The organism is Micromonospora sp. NBRC 110037 (assembly GCF_001652995.1).
In the GTDB taxonomy this organism is placed as follows: domain Bacteria; phylum Actinomycetota; class Actinomycetes; order Mycobacteriales; family Micromonosporaceae; genus Micromonospora; species Micromonospora chalcea.
In genome coordinates this window covers 137835-151640 of the sequence record NZ_BBVA01000010.1, presented here as the reverse complement: position 1 = coordinate 151640, position 13806 = coordinate 137835, and the positions used below count along the sequence as shown (strand labels likewise).

Here is a 13806-nt window from a genome sequence, read left to right as displayed (position 1 = left end):
CGGCCGGCGCCACGGTCGGGGGCGAGCGTAGGTGCGGAGGGGCGAGATGGGCGAGCACGAGGTTCCGGCGGAGAAGGTCCACCCCGGACCGACGCCCGACGCCGCCGACCCTGCCGACGACAGCCCGGCAGCGGCCCGCCCCGGGCCGGTGGCCGTCGCGCGGGCACGGGTGACCGTCGCCGGGGCGGCCGTACCGCCTCCCGCAGGCGACGAGCCGCCGGCGGCGCCGTCGAGCCCAACCACGTACCGCGCGGGCACCCCGGCGGACGCCCCGCCGCTGGACCGGCGTCAGCCCGGCGCGACAGTTCCCCCGTCGACCTGGTCCGCCTTCGCCGTGGCCGAACGCCCGGCGACACCCGAGGCCCCCATCAGCACACCCGCTGCGGGTACGCCCTCCCCGGCCACGCCGGACGGCCCGGCTGCCGGTATCCCGGCTCCCCGTGTCTCCGGTTCCGCCCGGGTGCCCGTGCCCACTCCGACGGCCCTCGCCGACTCGGCTGCCCCGGCCGTTCCGCCTGCCGTGTCCGCTCCCGCCGTTTCCGCTCCTGCCGACTCGTCCACACCGGCCGCTCCGGCTGGCGTGTCCACTCCGGCGGGCGGCGAGACGCCGGGTGAGGACGCCGCCGGCGCGGATGCGGTCGCGACCGACGATCGACCGGACCGCGACGCCGCGCCGGGCGGGCCGGAGAACGCGGCCGGAAGCACCGCCACCGATCCCCGGGACGGCGCCCCGGCAGCCGGGTCCGCCGACTCCGGCACCGCGTCCCCCGCCCTCGCCGAGCAACCGGCCGGGCCGGGTGCGGTGCCCTCCGCGAAGCCCGCCGACCTCGATGCGGCGCCGTCCGCGAAGCCCGCCGGGCTCAATGCGGCGCTGTCCACGAAGCCGGCCGGGCAAGGCGGGACGGCGCACGCCCGGGCCAGCGCCGCGGTACCCGGCCTGAGCCGGGTGTCCGCCGACGAGATCGCCGCCTCGGTGGTGACCGCTCCCGCCGCCGCGACCGTCTACCGGGCGGGTCCGGTGAACCCGGAGCCGCCCGAGCCCGCCCAGCCGCCGGAGCCCGCGCAGCCCCCGGCCCCGCACGGTCCGGAGCCCGAGCCGGCGCCGACCCCGGTACCGGGTCCGACCCCGCCGTCGCCCGCGCCGCCGGTGCCGGAGCCGGAGCCGCCGTTCCGGCCCACGCCGCCCGCGCCCGCGCCGCCCGCGCCGGCGCCCACCCCACCGGGGCCGGTTCCGCCCGTACCGGGGCCGCCGGTGCCGCCGCCCGGACCCGCGGTGCCCCCGCCGCCGCCCCCACCGGGTCCGATGCCCGCGCCTCCGTTCCCGCCACCACCGGCGATGACGGCCGCGGCGAACCCGCTGCCCGCGCCGCTGTTCCCCGCGCCACCGGCCACCGCAGGCCCGTCGTTCGGCACGCCGTCGGCCACCCCAGGCGCGCCGTCGTTCGTCACGCCACCGGTCACCGCGGGCCCGCCGTCGTTCGCCACGCCGTCGGCCGGCTCGGCGGTGCCGCCCGCGCCGGCCACCACGCCCTTCCCGTCCGCGCCGCCGGCCACGACCGGCACTCCGGCGTCCTCCGCCGAGTCGCCTCCGGCGTGGGCCGCCGCGCCCGTCTCCGCCCCGCCGCCGCCCGCGGTCCCGGCACCGGCGCTGCCGACCTGGCCGCCGCCGGCCACGCCGGCCCGCGACGCCGACGCGACCCGTCCGGTACGTCAGCAGTCCGGCAGCACGGACCTCGCCGGCGCCGTCTACGGCGGCGGGACGGACGGACCCGGTTTCGCCACCGTGTCGTTCCCGCAGGGCAATCCGCTGGAGAACTCCGGCTCGCTGACCGGGCACATCCTGGCCCAGGGCTGGTCCGAGGAGAGCCCGGCGGCCCGGGGCGGCAACACCAAGGTGATCATCGTGCTGGCGGTCGCGCTCACCATGCTCATCGCGATCAGTCTGCTCGTGGTCTTCCTGGCCAACGACGCGCTCAGCGGCCTGACCGGAGCCATGCCGGTCGAGTGACGGGGGTGAGCCCGCCCACTACCGCCTCGCGCTGCCGTGGCGGAGTGGGCGAAGCGCCGTACACTTGTCTCCGATTACTGACCTGGCGCGCCCCGATTGCGCGCTCATGGGCGATCTTGCGGGCGATTCGGCGGCGTGACAGGCCGCGGCGGGCCATCGCGAAGATGCGCCCCGCTCGAGAGGCATTTCTTGACCACGTTCGCTGAATCCAGCACGTCCCCGTCCGTCGACCCGAACTCCGACGCCGTCGACTTCGCGTCGCTCGGCCTGCCCCGGCAGCTCGTCGAGGCGCTCGCCCGGCAGGGCATCACCACCCCGTTCGAGATCCAGCGGGCCACCCTGCCCGACTCGCTCGCGGGCCGCGACGTACTCGGCCGGGGCCAGACCGGCTCGGGCAAGACGCTCGCCTTCGGCCTGCCGGTGATCGCCCGGGTCGCCGACCGCAACCGGGCCCGGCCGCTGCACCCCCGCGCGCTCGTCCTGGTCCCCACCCGTGAACTCGCCATGCAGGTGAACGACGCCCTCGTGCCGCTCGGCAAGTCGGTGGGCGTCTTCCTGAAGACCGCCGTCGGCGGGGTGCCGTACGACCGGCAGATCGACGCGCTGCGCCGCGGCGTGGAGATCGTCGTGGCCACCCCGGGCCGGCTCGCCGACCTGATCGAGCGCGGCGTATGCCGGCTCGACGACGTCGAGATCACCGTGCTGGACGAGGCCGACCAGATGGCCGACATGGGCTTCCTGCCCGAGGTCACCCAGCTGCTGTCGAAGACCCCGGCGGACGCGCAGCGGCTGCTGTTCTCGGCCACCCTGGACAACGACGTCGACACGCTCGTCAAGCGGTTCATGACCGACCCGGTCACCCACTCGACCGCGCCGGCCACCGCCGCCGTGTCCACCATGGACCACCACCTGCTGCTGATCCCGCCGCACGACAAGTTCGCGGTCGCCGCGTCCATCGCCGCCCGCGAGGGCCGCACCATGCTGTTCGCCCGTACGCAGCTCGGCGTGGACCGGCTGGTCGAGCAGCTCGCGGCCGTCGGCGTGCGGGCCGGTGGGCTGCACGGCGGCAAGACCCAGCGAATGCGTACCAAGACGCTCGCCGAGTTCCGCGAGGGCCGCACGCCCGTGCTGGTCGCTACCGACGTGGCGGCCCGCGGCATCCACGTCGACGGCGTGTCGCTGGTGCTGCACGTGGACCCGCCGAAGGACCCCAAGGACTACCTGCACCGGGCCGGCCGTACGGCCCGGGCCGGCGAGTCGGGCGCGGTGGCGACGCTCGTGCTGCCCAAGCAGCGCCGCACCACCCTGGCCATGATGGAGAAGGCGGGCGTCGAGCCGGCCGAGACCCGGGTCCGGGCGGGCGACGAGGCGCTGGCCGAGCTGACCGGCGCGCGCGAGCCCAGCGGCGTACCCGTCCGGGACGAGCCGGAGCCGCGACGCGGCGGCCCGCGCCGCTTCGGCGACCGGGACGGCCGGGGCTTCGACCGGGGCGGCCGGGGCGGCTTCTCCGACCGTGGCGAGCGCCGGTTCGGCGACCGCGACGGCCGGGGCGAGCGCCGTTACGGCGACCGGCCCGCGGGCGAGCGGTCCGGCGACCGGTTCGCGGACCGTGGCGGTGACCGCCGGTTCGGCGACCGTCCGGCGGGCGAGCGCTACTCGGGCGAGCGGGCCGGTGGCGGCGAGCGCCGCTTCGGGCGGCCGGAGCGTCGCGACGACCGGAGCTTCGGCGACCGGCGGTCCGACGGCCGGAGCTTCGGCGAGCAGCGGTCCGACGACCGTGGCCAGCGCAGCGACCGCTTCGGCGGCCAGCGCGACGACAGGCGTTTCGGCGAGCGCGCCGACCGCCCGTTCGGGGACCGGCACCGGCCGGCGGCCGGGCGCGGGTACGACCGCGACGAGCGGCGGTACGACGACCGGCCGGGTGGCTTCGGTGACCGTCGCCAGGAGGACCGCCCGCACGCCGAGCGGCGTTTCGGTGACCGGGGCGACGCGCGTCCGGCCGAGCGCCGGAGCGGCGGTTTCCGGGCCGAGGGGCGGGGCCGGGACGACCGGCGCGGCTTCGGCGGGCGACCGCCGGCGCGTACCCACTGATCTGAGCGCACCCACGACGCCGCCGCCGAGCACCCGCTCGGCGGCGGCTGTGCGTCTGTGGTGATTTCGGCTCCCGTTCTAGGTGCGCGGCGTGAGGACGGGATGTCGCCGGGTCGGCTCGTTCCCTACCTTCGAAGTCATGGGCAAGGAGACGGGACCGGGCGAACTCGTCGCGGCCGGTGAGATCTTGAAGATGCTCGGCGTGGGCAGATCGAGATTCCGCGAGATCCGGCGGCATCCCGCATTCCCCGCGCCGTATCAAGAGCTGTCGGTCGGCGCCGTCTGGCTGAAGCGGGACGTGGAGCGGTACATCCGGGAGCACCGGCCGCCCCGGCCGGCGGACGACGACGAATAGCCCGAAGAGGCACGACCATGACTACCTTCGTCGGGTGAGACGACCACGCCTGTACGGGCCCGGCGAGTTGGCCGCCCTGTTCGGCGTATCGCGTCAGCGGGTCCTGCAGATCACCCGCCGCCCCGGGTTCCCCGAGCCGCTCGCCCGGCTGATCGGCATGAACGTCTGGGACGCGGACGAGGTCGACGAGTGGGCCCGCCACAACCGGCCGTCGCGCCCCACTGAGGGCGACGAGCAGGGGTAGTCAGTGGCCATCCGGCCGGCGGCGGCGTTCGCGCATCCGCTGCCGCCGACGGCCGGGTCGCGTAACGTCCGGACCATGCCGAAGTCGCTCTTCTGGGCCCGGACCGACACCGCCGGCTGCGAGCACGTCGTGCTCGACGGCGGGCAGGGGCTGACCGCGCAGGGCGTGGCACTCGCCGTGGACCCGATCCCGTACACCTGCCGTTACCGCCTGGCGCTCGCGCCCGACTGGTCGACCGACCAGCTGGAGGTCGAGGCAGAGGGCGCCGGCTGGTCGCGGAGCGTACGCCTGGAACGGGGCCGGGACGGGTGGCGCGTGCGTACCGGCGAGGAGGGCGACCTGGACGCGGCGCTGAGCGCGGCGGGCCACCCACCGGCGGGGTTGCCGGGCACCGACGACCCGGGCCGGCTGGACGACGCGCTCGACGTCGACCTGGGCGGGTCCCCGCTGACGAACACGCTGCCGATCCGCCGGATCGGGTTGGGGCGGCTGCCCGCCGACATGGCGACGGCGGTGACCGTGGCCTGGGTGCTGCTGCCCGGCCTGGCCGTGGTCCCCGCCGAGCAGGTCTACACCTCGCTCGGCCCGGGCCGGGTCCGGTACGCCAGCGGCACGTTCACGGCCGACCTGGAGGTCGACCCGGAGGGTTTCGTGGTGCGCTATCCGGGGCTGGCCGAGCGGGTCGACCCGCGCTGACAGTCCGGGGGCCGGCTCAGGCCGCCGGCCAGGCGCCGTCGGTCAGGAACCGGTCGATGGTGGCCAGGTGCGGGGCGAGGTCGAGGCCCTGCGCGGCCACCCACTCGTCGGAGTAGTAGGTGTCGACGTACCTGTCGCCCGGGTCGCAGATGAGCGTGACCACCGAGCCGGTACGTCCGTCCGCGAGCATCTGGGCGATCAGCCCGAACGCGCCCCACAGGTTGGTGCCGGTGGAGCCGCCCACGCGGCGGCCGAGCACCGCCGAGCCGGCCCGCATGGCGGCGAGCGACGCGGCGTCCGGGACCTGCACCATCCGGTCCACCACGCTGGGCAGGAAGGACGCCTCGACTGTGGGCCGCCCGATGCCTTCGATCCGGGAGCCGCGGCCGGTGCACACCGACCAGTCGCCGGCCTGCCAGGCGGGGTAGAACGCGGAGTTCTCCGGGTCCACCACGCAGAGCTTGGTGGGCAGCCGCCGGTAGCGGGCGTAGCGGCCGATGGTGGCGCTGGTGCCGCCGGTGCCGGCGCCGACGACGATCCAGGCGGGCACCGGGTGCCGTTCCAGCGCGAGCTGGGCGTAGATCGACTCGGCGATGTTGTTGTTGCCCCGCCAGTCGGTGGCCCGCTCGGCGTACGTGAACTGGTCCATGAACCGGCCGCCGCTGTCCTCGGCGAGCCAGCGCGCCTCCACCACCACCTTCGCCGGGTCCTGGACGAGGTGGCAGCGCCCGCCCTGGAACTCGATCTGGGCGATCTTCTCCGGTGACGTGGAGGCGGGCATGACCGCGATGAACGGCAGCCCGAGCATCCGCGCGAAGTACGCCTCGGAGACCGCCGTCGAGCCGGACGACGCCTCGACGATCGTGGTGTCCGGGCCGATCCAGCCGTTGCAGAGCCCGTAGAGGAACAGCGAGCGGGCGAGCCGGTGCTTGAGCGAGCCGGTGGGGTGCACCGACTCGTCCTTGAGGTAGAGGTCGATCCCCCACTCGCGGGGCAGCGGGAACGGCAGCAGGTGGGTGTCGGCGGAGCGGTTGGCGTCCGCCTCGACAGCGGCGATCGCCTCGGTCACCCAGCGCCGGCTGGCCTCGTCGCACCGGTCGAGATGAGTCACGTCGGCAACGTTACAAGCGAGGTGGGCTCGGGTTTCCCCGGACCCGGCGGGCCTGCCGCCGTTGACCGGCCCGGCCGGTGGCCCGGATCACCGGCGTGAGCGCCAGGGCGAGCCGGGGGAAGGCGTCGAGCAGCCGTACCTGGGCGCCGCGCCAGCGCGGCAGGCTGACCACCGGCCGGGGCCGCCGGGCCAGCCGGACGGCCCGCGCGGCCACCCGCTCCGGCGTCAGCAGCGAACCGGTGAAGGATGCCAGCGCGCCCGGGTCGTCCAGCTTGTCGTGCAGCATCGGCGTCCAGATCCCGTCCGGGCACAGGCACGACACGTGTACGCCCCGGACGCCGGCCATCCGCAGGTCGCTCAACGTGCCGAGGCTGAACGCGAGCAGGGCGTGCTTGCTGGCCGCGTACACCGTCTCGCCTGGCGCGGCGATCAGCCCGGCCAGCGAGACGACGTTCAGCACGTGGCCGCGGCCCTGCTCGCGCATCACCGCGACGGCGGCGAGCGTGCCGTTCATCGCGCCGAGCGCGTTCACCTCGACCACCGCGCGCCGGGTCGGGGCGTCGTGCGCCCAGGACGGGCCGGTGACCAGGATGCCCGCGTTGTTCACCCAGAGCCCGAGGCCGCCGGGTGCGGCCGCCGCCTCGGCGGCCACGTCCGCGCAGGCGGATTCGTCGCGTACGTCGAGCGGGCGCGACCAGCCACCCAGCGGCGCGGCGGCGGCCGCCACGGCATCGGCGTCGACGTCGGTGAGCAGCACGTTCCAGCCGTCGGCGTGCAGCGCGACGGCGATGGCCCGGCCCAGCCCGCCGGCCGCACCGGTGACCACTGCGGCGCCGCGTCCCGAGATCGTCATCGGCGCACGGTAACCGCAATCCCCGCGCCGGGGCCAGAGTGATCAGGCGGTGGGCGGTTCCAGCGGCTGCGGGCGGTTCTCCCACTTGGTCGACAGGGCGATGCTGGTACGGGTGGATGCCACGCCGGCCGTCCGGTTCAGCCGGACGATCAGCTGCTCCAGCTCGGCGATCGTGCCGACCCGCGCCTTGAGCAGGAAGGACTCGACGCCGGCCATGAAGTAGCAGGACTCGATCTCGGGGATGCGCCGGAACGACTCCAGCACGTCGTCGGTGTCCGCGTCGGAGTCCTCGATGATGCCGATGAGCGCGGTGACGCCGAGCCCGATCGACTCCGGCTCGACCTCGGCCCGGTACGCCCGGATCACGCCGCTGGACTCCAGCTTGCCGACCCGCTCGTGCACGGCCGGGGCGGAGAGGCCGACCTGACGGGCCAGCTCGGCGTACGACAGACGGGCGTTGCCTCGCAACAGCTCCACAAGGCTCAGGTCGATCGTGTCCACGGAGAGTGACCCTATCTCGATCGGGGCCCGGCACTGCGGCCACCGGGCGACGATGAGGTCGGGCCGCGCCTATCACAAACGTGCGCTCACGGGGGTTCTCCGCCGGTACCATTTCCTAACTTCCCAGTGTGTGCGTTTTTCGCGTTTGGCGGACACGTCCGGTAGCCGGTGCTGTAATTGCCATACGTCCCTCATGACGGCTCTGGGCTCGCACCGGCCGGGGGCAGTGTGTTCAGCCGGGGGCTTCGTCGACGCGAGGAGGGGGCTGTGGACACTGGAGATCGCCTGCTGACACCGGGTGAGGTCGCTGCGCTGTTTCGGGTTGACCCGAAAACCGTGACCAGATGGGCAGCGGCCGGCCGGATCGGCAGTATCCGGACTCCAGGAGGGCACCGCCGGTTTCGGGAATCCGAGGTGCGGGCCCTGCTCGAGGGGGAGGGCATGCTGGACGAGGCGGAGGACATGGGCAAGGCCCGCAACATGGGCCCGACCGCTTCCACCGGCCCCGGCCCGGCGAACGCCGGCATGTACTGAACGTGCGGGGCGCGGTCCGATCGAGGCCGCGCCCCGCTCGTCGTACGCCGGGTCCGGTCAGGCCGGGCCGGGCTCCCGGCGACCGGAGGCCAGCTCACCGGCCCACCGGCGGAACAGCGTGTGCGGGACGCCCAGCGCGTCCAGCACCTTGCCGGCCACGAAGTCCACGAGCTGCCCGGCGGAGGCCGCCGCCCCGGCGCCGTAGAAGCCCGGGCTGGCCGGCAGCACCACGGCGCCCGCGTCGTGCAGCGCGATGAGGTGCTCCAGGTGGCTGCGGGTCACCGGGGTCTCCCGGGGCACCACCACTACCGGGCGGCGCTCCTTGAGGTTCACCTCGGCGGCACGCTGGAGCAGGTCCTTGGAGAGCCCGATGGCGATGCCGGCGCAGGCGGCGGTGCTGGCCGGCACCACCGCCATCCCGCGTACCCGATAGGAGCCGCTGCTCGGGCCGGCGGCCAGGTCACCGGCGGGCCAGTGCCGGATGTCCGCGCCGGTGAGGTCGCGGTCGAGCCAGGCGGCCAGGTCCTCGGCCCAGTGCCCGTCCCGGAAGGGCCGGCCGGTCTCGTCCAGCACTGTCAGCCGGGCCGCCCGGGACACGATCAGGTCCACCGCCTGGCCCGCGTCGAGCAGTGCCCGGACGACCGCCGCCGCGTACGGCGTGCCCGAGGCGCCGGAGACACCCACCACCCATGGTTCGCGCATGCCCTCAAGCGTGCCTGGTCGCCGCGGGCGGCGGACCACGACCCCCGTTCGGGCGGCCCGCCCGGGATGTCCAGAGGGTTCACGGGAGTTCCCTCGGCGTGAAATTCTTCGATCGGCAAATCCACTTCCGTGGGAAGGGCCGGTGATGACTGCGGCGGTGCTGCGGGCGCTGCGCTCCGACTGCCCCATCACGCCCCGCCTCTCCCCGTACGCGGACGACGTGCAGGGCTGGCTGGTGGAACTGGTCGACCGGCTCGGTCTGCCGCCCGACCCGGCCACCCGGCGGCGGCTGGCGCGGGCCGGGTTCGCCCGGTACGCCGGCCGCCTCTACCCGGACGCCACCGAGGCGGACCTGCGGGTGCTGACCGCGCTGTTCACCTGGTTCTTCCTGGTCGACGACGCCTGCGACGGGCGGGACGGGCTGACGCCGGGGCAGATCCGCGCGTTGCGCGACGGCGCGCTCGCGTTGCTGCGCGAGGGTCCGCGAGCCCGCCATCCGGGCTTCTCCGGCCCGCTGCGCCGCCTGTTGGTGCAGGCGTGGCGGGAGCCCCGCCGCCGGATGCCGGCCCGCTGGCGGCTACGTTTCGCCGACGCGGTCGCCGACCACCTCGACGGCGTCCACCGGGAGGCCACCGCCACCGGGTCGGGCCGTCCGCCGGGCGTCGCCGAGTACGTGCGGCTGCGCCGGGCCACCTCGGCGGCGTACGTGTCGTACCCGCTCATCGAGTTCGCGTCCGGACGCCCGCTGCCCGACGCGGTCTACCACCACCCGGCACTGCGGCGGCTCGCGGACCTCGCGAACGACCTGCTGTCCTGGTTCAACGACATCGCCTCGCTGGAGCGCGACCACGCCACCGGCGGCGGGCACAACCTGGTGCTGGCAGTGGCCGCCGAGCGGGGCGTGCCGCTGCCGGCGGCGGTCGACCTGGTGGCCGGGCACTGGCGAGCCGAGATGGCCCGGTTCGCGGCGCTCCGCGCGGCGGCGCCGTCGTTCGGCCCGACGCTCGACGACGCCGTCGCCGTCCACCTCGACGGCCTGGCCGCCGCCGTGCGCGGCACCGTGGACTGGACGCTGGAGAGCGCCCGCTATCCGGTCACCCCGGCGTCCTGACCGCGTTCCGGCGTTGCCGTTACGGCCGCAGGCCGAGCCGGATCACCAGGTCGAGCAGCGCGAGGACGAACAACGCGATGCCGACGAAGCCGTTCGCGGTGAAGAACGCCCGGTTGACCTTGCTCAGGTCGGTCGGGCTGACCACCAGGTGCTGGTACGCGAAGGCGGCAGCGGTCAGCGCCAGCCCGATCCACCACAGCCAGCCGAAGCCGACCCACGCGCCGAACCAGATGAACAGCGCGAACGTCACCGCGTGCGCGACGGTGGAGGCGTGCAGCGCGAAGCGCCGGCCGTACCGGGCGGGGACGCTGTGCACGCCGATCTCCCGGTCGATCTCCGAGTCCTGGCAGGCGTAGATCAGGTCGAAGCCGCCGATCCAGAGGCCGACCGCCGCGCCGAGCAGCCAGGCCGGGCCGGAGCCGTCGAGCGTGCCGGTGACCGCCAGCCAGGCGCCGACCGGGCCGACCGCCTGCGCCACCGCGAGGATGGCGTGCGGCCAGTTGGTGAACCGCTTGCCGTACGGGTAGACGATCAGCGGCACCACGGCCAGCGGCGCGAGCACCAGGCAGAGCGGGTTGAGCAGGGCGGCGGCGGCCAGGAACACCACGAGCGCGACGGCCGCGCCGGTCCAGGCCGTCCGCACGCTCACCGCGCCGGTGACCAGTTCCCGGTTCGCCGTACGCGGGTTCCGCGCGTCGATCCGCCGGTCGAGGATGCGGTTCGCGGCCATGGCGAACGTCCGCGCGCCGACCATCGCCACGGTGATCAGCAGCAGGTCGCCCCAGCGCACCCGGCCGCCGTTGAGCTGCATGGCGGTCAGCGCCGACAGGTACGCGAACGGCAGCGCGAAGACCGAGTGCTCGATGGCGACGAGCTTGAGGAAGGACGCGACCCGGCCGGGCCGTTCCTGTACCGCCGCCGTCATCAGATCCCGTATTCCTTCCAGCGCTTGTCCACCAGTGAGACCACCTCGGGCGACATCCGCATCTCCTCCGGCCAGCCCCGGGTGTAGCCCTCCTCGGGCAGCTTGCGGGTCGCGTCGATGCCCGCCTTGCCGCCCCAGAACTGCTGGTACGAGGCGTGGTCGAGGTGGTCCACCGGGCCCTCGGTGAGGAGCAGGTCACGGGCGTAGTCGACGTTGCCGAAGGCGCGGAACGCGACCTCGTTGTAGTCGTGGACGTCGCAGTCCTCGTCCACGATCACGATCAGCTTGGTCAGCGACATCATGTGCGCGCCCCAGATCGCGTTCATGACCTTCTGCGCGTGCTTCGGGTAGCGCTTGCGGATCGACACGATCGCGCAGTTGTGGAAGACACCGGCGGCGGGCAGGTCGTAGTCGACGATGTCCGGGATCAGGAAGCGCAGCAACGGCGCGAAGATCCGCTCGGTGGCCTTGCCGAGACCGTGGTCCTCCTGCGGCGGCTGGGACGTGACGATCGAGTGGTAGACCGGGTCGCGCTGCATGGTCATGCACTCGATGTGCATCACCGGGAACGGCTCGACCGGCGTGTAGAAGCCGGTGTGGTCGCCGAACGGGCCCTCGGGCAGCCGCTCGCCCGGCTCGATGTAGCCCTCCAGCACGATCTGCGCGTGCGCCGGCACCTGGAGCGGGACGGTCAGGCAGTCGACCATCTCGACCCGCTCACCGGCGAGGAACCCGGCGAACAGGTACTCGTCGATGTCGGCGGGCAGCGGCGCGCTGGCCGAGTACGCCACCACCGGGTCCGCGCCGATGGCGATCGCCACCGGCAGCCGCTCGCCCAGCCGCTCCGCGACCGCGTGGTGCGCGGTGGAGTTCTTGTGGATCTGCCAGTGCATGCCGATCGTGTTGTGGCTGTGCTGCTGGAGCCGGTAGAGCCCGAGGTTGCGCTTGCCGGTCTCCGGGTGCTTGGTGTGGGTCAGCCCGAAGTTGTGGAAGATCCCGCCGTCGCCGGGCCACACCTGCAACCCGGGCAGCCGGTTCAGGTCGACGTCGTCGCCCCGGTAGACGACCTGCTGGCAGGGGGCGGTCTTGACCTTCTTCGGCGGCATCGACTTGAGCTGCATGACCTTGCCGAGGCCACCCATCATCCCGGAGAAGCCCTGCGGCAGCTCCGGCTTGAGCATGTCGCCGATCCGCGCGCCGATCTCGTCGAGGTCTTCCACCCCGAGCGCCATCGCCATCCGCTTCTCGGTGCCGAACAGGTTGATCGCCACCGGCATCTCACCCCGGGTGGGGCGCTCGAACAGCAGCGCCGGCCCGCCGGCCCGGACGGTGCGGGTGACGATCTCGCTGATCTCCAGCGTGGGGTCGACCGGCGCGCTCACCCGCCGCAGCTCGCCCGCGCGCTCCAGCGCCGCGAGGAAGTCCTTGAGATCGGTGTACGGGAAGCCACGAGCCGCCATGCCGCCATCCTCCCGCACGTTCCTGGGAGGTAAGGAAGGGCCCCCTGTTAACGCCTCCCGTAGAGGAGGGGCCCCTTCTTAACACCCCGCAGCTCAGGCCGCGGACGTCCAGGCGTACGCGGCCAGCGGCGCGTCGAGCGGCGCCTCGGTGAGCCGGTTGGCGAACGTGGAGATGGTGTACGTGCCGACGCCGAGCACCACGTCCAGCGCGTGCCGGCGCTGCCACCCGGCGGCGAGCAGCGCGTCGAGGTCGGCGTCGGGGACCGCGCCCCGGTGGTCGAGGACGGCGACGGTGAACCGGCGCAGCGCCTCCAGCCGAGGGTCGGGCAGCGTCGCGCCGGTCCGCAGCGCCTCGATCAGCTCCGGCGCGGCGGCGTGCCGGACGAGCGTAGCGGTGTGCATGGCCACGCAGAGGTGGCAGCCGTTGCGGGTGGCGACGGCGAGCACGACCACCTCCCGGGCGACCGGGTCGAGGTCGGTCGCCTCGAACGCGGCGTTGGCGGCGAGGAAGCCCTTCAATAGTTCGGGTGAGCCCGCCATCAGGCCGACGGCAGCGGGCAGGTGGCCCAGTGTGCGGCGTACCCCGGCCATGACCGGGCGGGCGGCGGCGGGTGCGGTGTCCGGCTCGTACGTGGTGAAGCGGGACATGACTGTGCCCCTCTCGTAAGATGGTCAACGTGGTTGACGAAATAGTAAACGTGGTTGTCGAACGTGGCAACGCCTGACCGCCCCGGCTTCGCGCTGCCGCTGCTCCTGCTCGCCGGCTTCCGTACGCTCGTCGACGACCTGCACGCCGAGCTGGCCCGCCAGGGGCACCCCGAGCTGCGCCCGGCCCACGGGTTCGTCCTCCAGGCCGTCGGCCCGGACGGCACCACCGCCTCCGACCTCGGCCAGCGTCTCGGCGTCTCCAAGCAGGCAGCGGGCAAGACGGTGGACCGGCTGGTCGCGCTCGGCTACCTGGAACGCGTGGACGACCCGACCGACGCCCGACGCAAGCTGGTCCGGACGACCGCGAAGGGCCGCGACGGGCTGCACCGCTCGGCGGCGGTCTTCGACGAGCTACGCGACCGCTGGGCGGCCACGCTCGGCGCGGACCGGGTCGCCGCCATCGAGGACGACCTGCGCCGGATGGTTCCCGCCGACGTGTTCCGCCTCGACGTCCCCGGCTGGTTCGGCGGATGAATTCGTCACTGACAGGATCGCCGACGGCGGTTC

At 74.3% G+C, this 13806-nt stretch carries 15 protein-coding genes; 8 read left to right on the top strand and 7 right to left on the bottom strand.

The window, feature by feature from the left end; genetic code table 11:
* Window positions 1–46 precede the first annotated feature (46 nt).
* From A4R25_RS26080 to A4R25_RS26060, 5 genes are all read left to right on the top strand, one after another.
* Complete coding sequence (locus A4R25_RS26080) at window positions 47–2008, top strand: hypothetical protein (RefSeq protein WP_064448412.1); 1962 nt, start codon at window positions 47–49, stop codon at window positions 2006–2008.
* 189 nt (window positions 2009–2197) lie between these two features.
* Entirely contained in the window at window positions 2198–4099 is a 1902-nt protein-coding gene (locus A4R25_RS26075) for a DEAD/DEAH box helicase (protein ID WP_064448411.1), read from the top strand.
* A 139-nt stretch (window positions 4100–4238) separates the two neighbouring features.
* Window positions 4239–4454 (top strand): AlpA family transcriptional regulator, encoded by a 216-nt coding sequence (locus A4R25_RS26070; protein WP_064448410.1) that lies wholly within the window; start codon window positions 4239–4241, stop codon window positions 4452–4454.
* 34 nt (window positions 4455–4488) lie between these two features.
* Window positions 4489–4698, top strand: a complete 210-nt coding sequence (locus A4R25_RS26065; RefSeq protein WP_064448409.1) for an AlpA family transcriptional regulator — start codon at window positions 4489–4491, stop codon at window positions 4696–4698.
* Between the two features lie 75 nt (window positions 4699–4773).
* Window positions 4774–5394: a putative glycolipid-binding domain-containing protein gene (locus A4R25_RS26060; protein WP_043330730.1), complete on the top strand. Its 621-nt coding sequence runs from the start codon at window positions 4774–4776 to the stop codon at window positions 5392–5394.
* A 16-nt stretch (window positions 5395–5410) separates the two neighbouring features.
* Here A4R25_RS26060 and A4R25_RS26055 read toward each other — a convergent pair whose 3' ends face one another.
* The 3 genes from A4R25_RS26055 to A4R25_RS26045 are packed head-to-tail and all read right to left on the bottom strand — an operon-like array spanning window position 5411 to window position 7859.
* Window positions 5411–6505: a PLP-dependent cysteine synthase family protein gene (locus A4R25_RS26055; protein WP_064448408.1), complete on the bottom strand. Its 1095-nt coding sequence runs from the start codon at window positions 6503–6505 to the stop codon at window positions 5411–5413.
* Between the two features lie 10 nt (window positions 6506–6515).
* Window positions 6516–7358 carry an SDR family oxidoreductase gene (locus A4R25_RS26050; protein WP_064448407.1) on the bottom strand — a complete coding sequence of 281 codons (843 nt, stop codon included), beginning with the start codon at window positions 7356–7358 and terminating at the stop codon, window positions 6516–6518.
* Window positions 7359–7400: 42 nt separating this feature from the next.
* A complete protein-coding gene (locus A4R25_RS26045; protein ID WP_018787850.1) occupies window positions 7401–7859 on the bottom strand; it encodes an Lrp/AsnC family transcriptional regulator in 459 nt (152 codons plus the stop codon).
* Between the two features lie 267 nt (window positions 7860–8126).
* On the opposite strand from A4R25_RS26045, the gene A4R25_RS26040 reads away from it, so the two are divergent.
* Complete coding sequence (locus A4R25_RS26040; protein ID WP_013473529.1) at window positions 8127–8393, top strand: BldC family transcriptional regulator; 267 nt, start codon at window positions 8127–8129, stop codon at window positions 8391–8393.
* 57 nt (window positions 8394–8450) lie between these two features.
* Here A4R25_RS26040 and A4R25_RS26035 read toward each other — a convergent pair whose 3' ends face one another.
* On the bottom strand, window positions 8451–9095 hold the full coding sequence (locus tag A4R25_RS26035; RefSeq protein ID WP_043327384.1) for a UbiX family flavin prenyltransferase: 645 nt from the start codon (window positions 9093–9095) through the stop codon (window positions 8451–8453).
* 145 nt (window positions 9096–9240) lie between these two features.
* On the opposite strand from A4R25_RS26035, the gene A4R25_RS26030 reads away from it, so the two are divergent.
* Window positions 9241–10206, top strand: a complete 966-nt coding sequence (locus A4R25_RS26030; RefSeq protein WP_064448406.1) for a hypothetical protein — start codon at window positions 9241–9243, stop codon at window positions 10204–10206.
* A 19-nt stretch (window positions 10207–10225) separates the two neighbouring features.
* On the opposite strand, the gene mqnP is transcribed toward A4R25_RS26030, so the two are convergent.
* From mqnP to A4R25_RS26015, 3 genes are all read right to left on the bottom strand, one after another.
* Complete coding sequence (gene mqnP / locus A4R25_RS26025; protein WP_064448405.1) at window positions 10226–11131, bottom strand: menaquinone biosynthesis prenyltransferase MqnP; 906 nt, start codon at window positions 11129–11131, stop codon at window positions 10226–10228.
* A complete protein-coding gene (locus A4R25_RS26020; protein ID WP_043327390.1) occupies window positions 11131–12591 on the bottom strand; it encodes a menaquinone biosynthesis decarboxylase in 1461 nt (486 codons plus the stop codon). Before A4R25_RS26020 ends, mqnP begins: the two co-directional genes overlap by 1 nt.
* Window positions 12592–12684: 93 nt before the next feature.
* Window positions 12685–13239 carry a carboxymuconolactone decarboxylase family protein gene (locus A4R25_RS26015; RefSeq protein ID WP_064448404.1) on the bottom strand — a complete coding sequence of 185 codons (555 nt, stop codon included), beginning with the start codon at window positions 13237–13239 and terminating at the stop codon, window positions 12685–12687.
* Between the two features lie 63 nt (window positions 13240–13302).
* Here A4R25_RS26015 and A4R25_RS26010 point away from each other — a divergent pair, with 63 nt between their 5' ends.
* On the top strand, window positions 13303–13773 hold the full coding sequence (locus A4R25_RS26010) for a MarR family winged helix-turn-helix transcriptional regulator (protein WP_043327395.1): 471 nt from the start codon (window positions 13303–13305) through the stop codon (window positions 13771–13773).
* Window positions 13774–13806: the final 33 nt, after the last annotated feature.

What these genes read in the sequence shown, in the direction of transcription:
- A4R25_RS26080 (WP_064448412.1), top strand. Translation starts at nt 47, where the DNA reads ATGGGCGAGCACGAGGTTCCGGCGGAGAAGGTCCACCCCGGACCGACG.
- A4R25_RS26070 (WP_064448410.1), top strand. Translation starts at nt 4,239, where the DNA reads ATGGGCAAGGAGACGGGACCGGGCGAACTCGTCGCGGCCGGTGAGATC.
- A4R25_RS26060 (WP_043330730.1), top strand. Translation starts at nt 4,774, where the DNA reads ATGCCGAAGTCGCTCTTCTGGGCCCGGACCGACACCGCCGGCTGCGAG.
- A4R25_RS26050 (WP_064448407.1), bottom strand. Translation starts at nt 7,358, where the DNA reads ATGACGATCTCGGGACGCGGCGCCGCAGTGGTCACCGGTGCGGCCGGC.
- A4R25_RS26035 (WP_043327384.1), bottom strand. Translation starts at nt 9,095, where the DNA reads ATGCGCGAACCATGGGTGGTGGGTGTCTCCGGCGCCTCGGGCACGCCG.
- A4R25_RS26030 (WP_064448406.1), top strand. Translation starts at nt 9,241, where the DNA reads ATGACTGCGGCGGTGCTGCGGGCGCTGCGCTCCGACTGCCCCATCACG.
- mqnP (WP_064448405.1), bottom strand. Translation starts at nt 11,131, where the DNA reads ATGACGGCGGCGGTACAGGAACGGCCCGGCCGGGTCGCGTCCTTCCTC.
- A4R25_RS26020 (WP_043327390.1), bottom strand. Translation starts at nt 12,591, where the DNA reads ATGGCGGCTCGTGGCTTCCCGTACACCGATCTCAAGGACTTCCTCGCG.
- A4R25_RS26015 (WP_064448404.1), bottom strand. Translation starts at nt 13,239, where the DNA reads ATGTCCCGCTTCACCACGTACGAGCCGGACACCGCACCCGCCGCCGCC.